Source organism: Methylophilus methylotrophus DSM 46235 = ATCC 53528, assembly GCF_000378225.1.
Classification (GTDB): Bacteria; Pseudomonadota; Gammaproteobacteria; order Burkholderiales; family Methylophilaceae; genus Methylophilus; species Methylophilus methylotrophus.
In genome coordinates this window covers 1-8,821 of sequence record NZ_KB905151.1, presented here as the reverse complement: position 1 = coordinate 8,821, position 8,821 = coordinate 1, and the positions used below count along the sequence as shown (strand labels likewise).

At 47.5% G+C, this 8,821-nt stretch carries 6 protein-coding genes, 1 tRNA gene and 1 rRNA gene; 2 read left to right on the top strand and 6 right to left on the bottom strand.

What is annotated here, in order from left to right:
• The 6 genes from F463_RS0113840 to htpG form a co-directional block, all read right to left on the bottom strand.
• Positions 1 to 80, bottom strand: a 16S ribosomal RNA gene (locus tag F463_RS0113840); the annotation flags it as partial.
• Between the two features lie 329 nt (positions 81 to 409).
• Positions 410 to 486, bottom strand: a tRNA-Met gene (locus tag F463_RS0113835).
• Between the two features lie 169 nt (positions 487 to 655).
• Positions 656 to 1,405: a DUF4197 domain-containing protein gene (locus tag F463_RS0113830; RefSeq protein WP_018987700.1), complete on the bottom strand. Its 750-nt coding sequence runs from the start codon at positions 1,403 to 1,405 to the stop codon at positions 656 to 658.
• Between the two features lie 88 nt (positions 1,406 to 1,493).
• Positions 1,494 to 3,995, bottom strand: coding sequence for a glycogen/starch/alpha-glucan phosphorylase (locus F463_RS0113825; protein ID WP_018987699.1), 2,502 nt, complete (start codon positions 3,993 to 3,995; stop codon positions 1,494 to 1,496).
• A gap of 303 nt (positions 3,996 to 4,298) precedes the next feature.
• Positions 4,299 to 4,808 carry an OmpA family protein gene (locus F463_RS0113820; protein WP_018987698.1) on the bottom strand — a complete coding sequence of 170 codons (510 nt, stop codon included), beginning with the start codon at positions 4,806 to 4,808 and terminating at the stop codon, positions 4,299 to 4,301.
• Between the two features lie 659 nt (positions 4,809 to 5,467).
• Positions 5,468 to 7,381 carry a molecular chaperone HtpG gene (gene htpG / locus F463_RS0113815; RefSeq protein ID WP_018987697.1) on the bottom strand — a complete coding sequence of 638 codons (1,914 nt, stop codon included), beginning with the start codon at positions 7,379 to 7,381 and terminating at the stop codon, positions 5,468 to 5,470.
• Positions 7,382 to 7,461: 80 nt separating this feature from the next.
• Here htpG and F463_RS15050 point away from each other — a divergent pair, with 80 nt between their 5' ends.
• Entirely contained in the window at positions 7,462 to 7,662 is a 201-nt protein-coding gene (locus F463_RS15050; protein WP_018987696.1) for a hypothetical protein, read from the top strand.
• Positions 7,637 to 8,269, top strand: a complete 633-nt coding sequence (locus tag F463_RS0113805; RefSeq protein WP_018987695.1) for a hypothetical protein — start codon at positions 7,637 to 7,639, stop codon at positions 8,267 to 8,269. The genes F463_RS15050 and F463_RS0113805 overlap by 26 nt, the downstream gene beginning before the upstream one ends.
• The last annotated feature ends 552 nt before the right edge of the window (positions 8,270 to 8,821 follow it).

The window sequence follows — 8,821 nt, the reverse complement described above, 5'->3', positions numbered from 1 at the left end:
GCTAAGGTTCATCGTTCGACTTGCATGTGTAAAGCATTCCGCCAGCGTTCAATCTGAGCCAGGATCAAACTCTTCAGTTTAATTCCTAACTATTACTTTTTACCTCTTTACAGAGGCGGTATTCGTTTCGCTTACTTCTCAAATTCATTTCAAGGTATGTGTGTAAACTACACTGTACATACTTGTCATAAATCTAAGTGTAAAGCATTTGTATTTTCTGAGTTTCTACGCATCAAATGCGCTTCACACAACCTACAAACACCCACACTTATCAGTCATCCTAATTTTTAAAGAACAGGGCCTCAAAGGCCTTTCGCTTAACGTTTCGTTTAAAGCGAAGCGCGCATTATACAGAGGTTTTTAACTCGGTCAAGCATCAAATTCATTTAATTTAAAACGTATTTTTGCTTGGTTGCGGGAACAGGATTTGAACCTGTGACCTTCGGGTTATGAGCCCGACGAGCTGCCAGACTGCTCCATCCCGCGTCCGAATCGACTTATAAAACATGTGTTGCGTCGAGAGGTGAGACTATAGCAAACAATCAAAAGTGATGTCAACACCAATTGCGAAATTATTACAGGACTGATCACTCTTTTTAAATACAAAACGCCGCGTTGATCGCGGCGCTGTTAATTAAAAGATGGAGCACATGCATCATTTGGCAGCGCCAAACACTTTCTTGAGCAGATTGCTGGCCTGGCCCATGGGATCCTGGCGGATGGCGGCCTCTTCCTTGGCAATCATCAGGTAGACACCATCCAGTGCTTTTTGGGTGACATATTGATTGATATTGGCATCCTCTTTCTTAATCACCCCAAACTTGCTGCCCATTTCGGCATATTTGTTATAAGTATCCGCCAGTTGCACATTGGCCGTGGCTTTTTGCACAATCGGCAGAAATTTGGCAGCCATGTCCGTCGAAGTAGTCTTCTTGAAATATTGCGTGGCAGCATCTTGAGGGCCGGTCAGGATATTCTTGGCATCGGTCAAACTCATTTGTTTGACTGAGTTCACCAGCAATGTCTTGGCTTCCGGCACCGCCTGTTCCGCAGCGCGGTTCATTTTAAGCACGAGTTCATCGGCCTGTTTGCCCATGCCTATCATGCGCATGCCTTTTTCAACCTTTTTCAATGAATCCGGCAAGGGAATCTTGACTTCCTTATTGCCCATAAAGCCGTCCGCGGTCCCCAGCAGGCCCACCGCTTTCGACACGCCCTGATTCAATGCGAGTTTTAAGCCATCGCTGGCTTCCTGATCAGTAAGGCTGCTAACTGCGTCATGGTTGACACCGCCATTCGCACTGCCGCCTACCTTGTCTACCATCTCACTCAACCCCTTGAGATCAAGGGCCTGCACATCCGTGATCAACATCCCTACCAATAACACCCATGCTGTTTTATTCATATGTTCTTCCTTAGCCACCTACATTCACTGTACCCATAAAGCACAAAGCAAGTCTTTGAGACTTGCTTTGTATACTACACGACTACACTTAGGACTTGAACGGAGAGACTTTCCAAATGCGCTGGGCGTAATCATTTATGGTACGGTCGCTCGAAAACTTCGCCATCCGCGCCACATTCAAAATGGCCATACGTGACCAGGCCTCTTCATCCTGGTACAACGCGGCCACTTTTTCCTGTGCCGCGACATATGCAGCATAATCTGCCAGCAACAGGTATTGATCACCTTTATGCAGCAAGGTATCGACAATAGCCTGATAGCGATTGGGCTCTTCTACAGAGAAGTAACCATTCCCTATCATGTCTATCACCTGTTTGAGCTCAGCATTGCCGTGGTAATAGTCCCATGGGTTATAACTGCTGTTTTTTAATTGCGCGACTTCAGGGGTGGTCAGGCCAAAAATAAAGATATTTTCTTCGCCGACTTCTTCCATGATTTCGACGTTGGCACCATCCAGTGTGCCAATGGTTAGGGCACCATTGAGCGCCATCTTCATATTACCGGTGCCACTGGCCTCGGTGCCTGCCGTCGAAATCTGTTCAGAGAGATCAGCGCCTGGGAACAATATCTCCGCTGCACTGACTTCATAATTAGGATAAAACACCACTTTTAACTGGTCGTTGATGGCGGGATCATTGTTGATCATCACGGCGACATCATTAATGAGGCGGATAATCTGCTTGGCAAGCCAATAGCCAGGCGCAGCCTTGCCAGCAAAAATGACGACGCGTGGCGTGTGCTGACTGACTTGGCCGCTACGGATCCGGTTATATAAAGTGATCACATGCAACACATTCAGCAACTGCCGCTTGTATTCGTGTATACGCTTGATCTGCACATCAAACAAAGCATTGGCGTTGATGGCAATGCCTGTTTTTTGCAATATCTTGTCGGCCAGCCTTTGCTTGTTGGCTTTTTTGACCTCGCGGAAGGCTTTTCTAAAAGCAGCGTTATCTGCAAGGGGCTCAACCTTTTTAATCAGACTCAGGTCTTTCTGAAAGCCGGAACCAATATGCCTGGTCAACAGGTCAGTCAATAAAGGATTGGCCTGGTTTAACCAGCGACGTGGCGTGATGCCGTTGGTGACATTGGTAAACTTGCCTGGGTAAATTTTATTGAAATCGGCGAATAAAGTCGTTTTCAATAGTTCGCTATGCAACTCGGCCACGCCATTCACGGTATGGCTGCCAACAACCGCCAAGTGCGCCATACGGATTCGACGGCCATGCGTTTCATCGATAATAGAAACACGGCTCAACAGTCCGGTATCTCCGGGAAAGTGTTGGTTCACCATTTGTAAGAATCGGTGATTGATTTCGTAAATGATTTCGAGATGGCGCGGCAGCAATTGCGCAAACATATCCACTGGCCAGGTTTCCAGTGCTTCCGGCATCAAGGTGTGGTTGGTATACGCAAACATGCTGGTCACCAGTTTCCAGGCGCGATCCCATTGCAAGTGATAGTGATCTACCAATTGATGCATCATCTCAGCGACAGCAATTGCCGGATGTGTGTCATTCAGCTGAATGGCCACCTTATCGGGCAAGGTATTCCAGTCAGAATTGTAGTTGGTGAAGCGATGCAGGATGTCCTGTATGGAAGCCGACACAAAGAAATATTGTTGTTTCAGGCGCAATACCTTGCCAGACTCCGAAGTATCGTTTGGATAAAGGACTTGCGAGATCGTCTCCGCACCATGCCGTCCTTCTACCGATTTTTCATAATTGCCCTGGTTAAAAGAGGCCAGATCAAACTCGTTAGTCGCCTTGGCTGACCACAAACGCAGATTGTTCACTGTCTGCGTATCGTAGCCGGGCACAGGGACATCATATGGCATGGCGACAACACTTTCATGATCCACCCAATGATGTTCTACCCCGTGTTCGGTATGCACATGCAATACTCGTCCATAAAACTTTATTTCACAGGCGTGCTCAGGCCGCTGTATTTCCCAGATATTCTGGTACCGCAACCAGTTATCAGGGTTTTCCTTCTGCTGGCCGTTCTCTATCGTCTGCCTGAACATGCCATAGTCATAACGGATACCATACCCGGTCGCCGGAATATCCATGGTCGCCATGGAATCGACAAAGCAGGCCGCCAGGCGACCCAGGCCACCATTCCCTAGGGCAGCATCTGACTCCATCTCGGCCACGCCTTCCAGTTTCTGACCAATCTCCTGCAGGCCGTCGCTTAGATCGGGTGCAATGCCCAAATTCAGTGCGGCATTTGACAACATACGGCCAATCAAAAACTCCAGGGATAAATAATAAACGCGCTTGGTATTGGCGTCGCGATAAGCGTCGCGTGTATTCACCCAACGGCTCATTAAATGGTCACGCACAGTAAACGCAGCCGTTTGGTACCAGTCCCGTGCTGTAGCCCAAGAGTTTGATTTACCAATAGAAAAAGTCAGGTGGTTACGCAATGCCTGCGCAATCGGCAGCTGTTCAAGCAAAAATTCTTCAACGGCTTGGGCGGTTTCAGGTTTATCAGCTTCTTTACGTTTTTTATTCACATTGGCAGTCATTCATCTTCCCCTGGCGTTAATCAGAAACTTGCTCTAAGTAAGCGAAAAGCAAAAAGCAAGCCTACAACAAGAATATGTCAGACAGAATAAAAACCACAAGATTCACGTTGTGGCTTTTGATTATAACGCCCTGTCTTGACACTACTGAAAAGTTTTACAATCCTCTGACCTTCTATTTGTATCAAAGTCATCCCCTCGACTACGAGGGGAAAATTTCTTAGCTGCATAGGTCTGAGGTTTACAATACATGAGGTGGCTTATTTTTCGTTACCTAAATAAACCAATCCTTCATTTAAATCAGTCTTATTTCACACCGTAATTGATATCCACCCGACGATCCATTTTATGACAACGCTCGTCAGGGCAATCGCGACTGGCGAATTCATTACCATAACTCAAGGTCTCCAGCTGCGCATTTTTCACGCCTTGGGCATTAAATGCATTTCTTACAGCCACTGCTCGACGCATCCCAAGATCTTTGTTGTAGGCTGGCGTACCCCGCTCATCTGAGTGACCTTGCAATAAAATTTTGCTTTGTGGGTGGCTGAGCAAATATTTAGCATGAACGGCTATCAGGTTTTTGTATTGTGGATCCAAGATATCTTTGTCGTAATCGAAATAAATTTGGCGGTTTGAAAGATAAGCCCCATATATTTTATAGGGCCGACCTTCATCCTTCTCGCCTACGGCATGCTCTGCTGCCGCCTCTTGTTTTGAGGTGGGATCGCCAGTATGTGATAAGTTAGTAGGGGTGCTTTTACACGCCGTTAACACGAATGTCAGGGCAACAATTTTCCAAATGGATGCATGCATCACTTTCTTCTCCTTGATTCTTAAAATTTATTGAAAGAGCCGTGGCAATCACCACGCATGAGGTTAATGACCATTAAATTGCTTACTAGGAGGGAGGCATTCTTGGCATCAACCTTGGCAGGCTAACGAATTTGTAAAGATTGATTTATCAGAAAATTTCTTCAAACCATGTAGGAATTCCTTTTTAACTAAAATGGCTTGCGTCCCGCCAGCATGATGATTAATGCTCATGCAGAAAGATGGTGAAATCAACCTTGTCCTACTTTGAAATAAGATTAAACCGGATAGGCATAAAACTGAGGGTGTCATTAAATATCTACACCGCCTGCAAAGTCAGGACTTGAGATTGAAGAACTCACTTAATGAAAGGACCTACCATGAAAAAATTCTTATTTTTATTAGCACTTTCAGCCATTGCCCGCAAAGTCATGGCTAAAGTTAAGGACAATAAATCTTGCTGTACTGCTGAGTCCCCAGTACAACCTACCCCTTGATACCAGTGTGAGCGATTGATTGTTCATATTCAAAAAACCCGCATGTGCGGGTTTTTTCGTTTGGGGCATCCAACATCAATTCATTGAGGGCAGGAGAATATTGCTTGGCATATATCTCGCCCCCTCAAACTGTTAGTACAGTTGATAAAAAGAACCAATCAAGCTTTAGAGTATCAGGCTATTCATGCGTTTCACAAAACTGGCTGGATCTTCCAGTTGCCCACCTTCTGCCAGCAATGCCTGGTCAAACAGTACATGCGCATAGTCGGCAAACTTGGCATCATCGCTTTCGGCCTTGAGCTTTTCTACCAGTCTATGCGTAGGATTGATTTCCAGGATAGGCTTGCTGTCCGGCGCTTTCTGTCCGGCAGCTTTGAGAATACGTGCCAGGTTACCGGAGAGGTCATGCTCGCCAGCCACCAAGCAAGCAGGTGAATCGGTCAGGCGATGTGTCACTTTCACTTCTTTCACGGTCTCGCCCAGCGCGGTTTTAATCCGCTCAACCAGGTCTTTGGCTTGCTCTTCGACTTGTTTTTGCGCTTCTTTGTCCGCTTCGTCTTCTAGCTTGCCCAAGTCCAAATCACCCTTGGCGATGGATTGCAGCTTTTTGCCTTCAAACTCAGTCAGGCTACCCAGCAACCACTCGTCGACCTTGTCTGACATCAACAATACTTCAATGCCTTTTTTGCGGAAGATTTCCAGGTGTGGCGAGTTCTTCGCTGCGGCAAAAGTATCCGCTGTGATGTAGTAAATCGCTTCCTGCTCAGGTTTCATACGCTCGATATACGCCTTGAGCGATACGTTTTGCTCTTCGGTATCGGCATGGGTAGAGGCAAAACGCAGCAAACCGGCAATCTTGTCCTTGTTAGCCCAGTCTTCGCCAGGGCCTTCCTTGAGCACGCGGCCAAACTCATTCCAGAACTTGGCGTAATCTTCAGGTTTGTTTTCTGCCAGGTCTTCGAGCAAACCCAGCACTTTTTTCACAGAGCCATTCTTGATCGCTTCCACATCACGGCTGTCTTGCAGGATTTCACGGGACACATTCAATGGCAGATCAGCAGAGTCAATCACACCGCGCACAAAGCGCAGATATTGCGGCATCAGCTTCTCGGCATCCTCCATGATGAATACACGTTTCACATACAGCTTGATGCCCTGGCGGCGCTCACGGTCATACAGGTCAAACGGTGCCTTGCCTGGCACATATAGCAATGAAATATATTCCTGCTTACCCTCTACACGGCTATGCGTATACGCCAGCGGATTTTCATAATCGTGAGAAATGTGCTTGTAAAATTCGTTGTACTCTTCTTCGGAAATATCACTTTTGCTGCGTGCCCACAAGGCAGACGCTTTGTTGATGGTCTCGTCTTCATCAGTGGTCACCATCTGGCCGCCTTCACCGTTCTCGCCGTCTTTCCATTCGGACTTTTTCATGACGATAGGCAAGGTGATATGGTCGGAGTATTTGCGGACGATGGTTTTGAGTTTCCAGTCATTGAGAAACTCATCTTCACCTTCACGCAGATGCAAGATGACCTCAGTACCGCGGCCTGCTTTTTCAGTAGCTTCAATGGTGAAATCACCTTCGCCGCTGGATTCCCACTTGATGGCTTCGGTTTCTCCGGCACGGCGTGTAATCAGGGTCACTTTGTCGGCAATGATAAAGCTGGAGTAAAAGCCCACGCCGAACTGACCAATCAGGTTGGCATCTTTGGCTTGGTCGCCGGTCAGGTTCTGGAAAAATTCTTTGGTGCCAGACTTGGCAATGGTACCAATGTTGTTGATCACTTCTTCACGGCGCATGCCGATGCCATTATCTGCGATGGTCAATGTGCGTGCGTCTTTATCAAAGGAAACTCGAATCTTCAGTTCGCTGTCATTTTCATACAAACTGCCATTGGAGATCGCTTCAAAGCGCAGTTTATCGGCGGCATCAGAAGCGTTGGAGATCAATTCGCGTAATACAATTTCTTTGTTGCTATACAGTGAATGAATCATCAACTGCAATAATTGTTTGACCTCGGCCTGAAAGCCCATGGTTTGTTTAGATTGCGATTCTGTGGTCGCTGCTGTCATGATGGTTCCTCCAAAAAACGGGATTAAACACAAAATTTACGTGTAGATGGGGAAACAAAAACCGTTTTTCAAGAGGGGAATTGCGTTTTGATATCAGACTGGCAGAAACGATGATTAAAACAGCTTATTCATCGCTGGCATCTGCTTTCAAACAGCATAATTGGCACGTTGTTTGGGGCTTTACTTCACGCCAGTCCAGCACAGTTTTTGCTAGATATTTTGTGACACAGCTTCGTGAGCAAACAGGAGTGAAACATGAATCTTTTTCACACATTGATTGAGCAAATGCAGGTCATGAAACTGCCACTGACGGCAGTCACGTTGACCGCTGTGCCACGCGCAGACACCCCCTTATTATTGATGCTGCATTGGCACGGCTTCCGCAAACAGCCCACCTCAGCCTTACCCATGCTTAAACCCGTGCTGCAACCTGTCCCTGGCTCTGCGCTGCAAATCAACGATCGCTGGCGACAGCCGGAAATGGTGGAAGAAGCTGTGCTCGATGCCGCCTGGCAGCTAGGCGCCTGGGATGTACAACGTGAGGAACACCGCGCTTGCACTTATGTGGGTGCCAGCGAACAGGAAGCATGGGCTTGCAAGCAGGCATTTGGTAAATATGACGAAGAATTGGAAGATGAATTACTCGTGAGTGAAGCCCCTGACCGTGACGAAATGTTGCAACTAGGTGCCAAGGTTGGGTATATCCGCTGGCAATTCAGGCCAGTGAATGGCGGCGTGTGGCAATCGACGGCAGAGGATGACACTTTGCTGGAAGATGGAAGAAGGATTCCTCCTTGCCCGATTCGGCCATTGGCACTAAAAGGGGGCAAGTTGAGTAAAACAGCGTTTCGGTTGGGGCAGATTAACCGGATTATTTTGTTGAAATAATTTATCGCTACCGTTAGTGACATCTAAATATTTCTTTCGCCTGTAGGCGAGTCACTTTCTGGTGCTTGTCCCCCAGAAAGTAACCACAACTAACGCAGTGTTGCGGCGCAGGCTAACCTTCAGGTTAAGCCACGCAGTGGCGGCCGTAGCCAAAGAGGACGACACCCAGCCATCACGACCTTGCGGCTCCCTTGCGTTGTTGGCTACGGCCGCTGCGCTTAACATCGCTACGCGAATTAGCCTACGCCGTAACAGACTGCTTCGCAGTCTTAGTTGTCAGCAAAGTAAGCGGTCACGAAACTCGCCCTGACAAGCCACACAATTCGTGACTTGTTGCGGAGCTCAAACAATCGCTCCCTTGTTTCTTAACTTTGTCTGCGCTACTCAGCGTGATGAATGGGATTTATCTCGCCAAACTAGCGCAGTAGGAATTTGGGCGTTGAAAAAACTCAAACTCTTTTTTTAATCTACAAACGGTGGCGCTCATGGGTTTTCGGGCCCCCATCTGCCGCGCCGAGTAGCGCAGGCAGCGTGAGGGTTTTCGGCCAGCGG

What these genes read in the sequence shown, in the direction of transcription:
- F463_RS0113830 (WP_018987700.1), bottom strand. Translation starts at nt 1,405, where the DNA reads ATGAATAAAACAGCATGGGTGTTATTGGTAGGGATGTTGATCACGGAT.
- F463_RS0113820 (WP_018987698.1), bottom strand. Translation starts at nt 4,808, where the DNA reads ATGCATGCATCCATTTGGAAAATTGTTGCCCTGACATTCGTGTTAACG.
- htpG (WP_018987697.1), bottom strand. Translation starts at nt 7,381, where the DNA reads ATGACAGCAGCGACCACAGAATCGCAATCTAAACAAACCATGGGCTTT.
- F463_RS0113805 (WP_018987695.1), top strand. Translation starts at nt 7,637, where the DNA reads ATGAATCTTTTTCACACATTGATTGAGCAAATGCAGGTCATGAAACTG.
- F463_RS0113825 (WP_018987699.1), bottom strand. Translation starts at nt 3,995, where the DNA reads ATGACTGCCAATGTGAATAAAAAACGTAAAGAAGCTGATAAACCTGAA.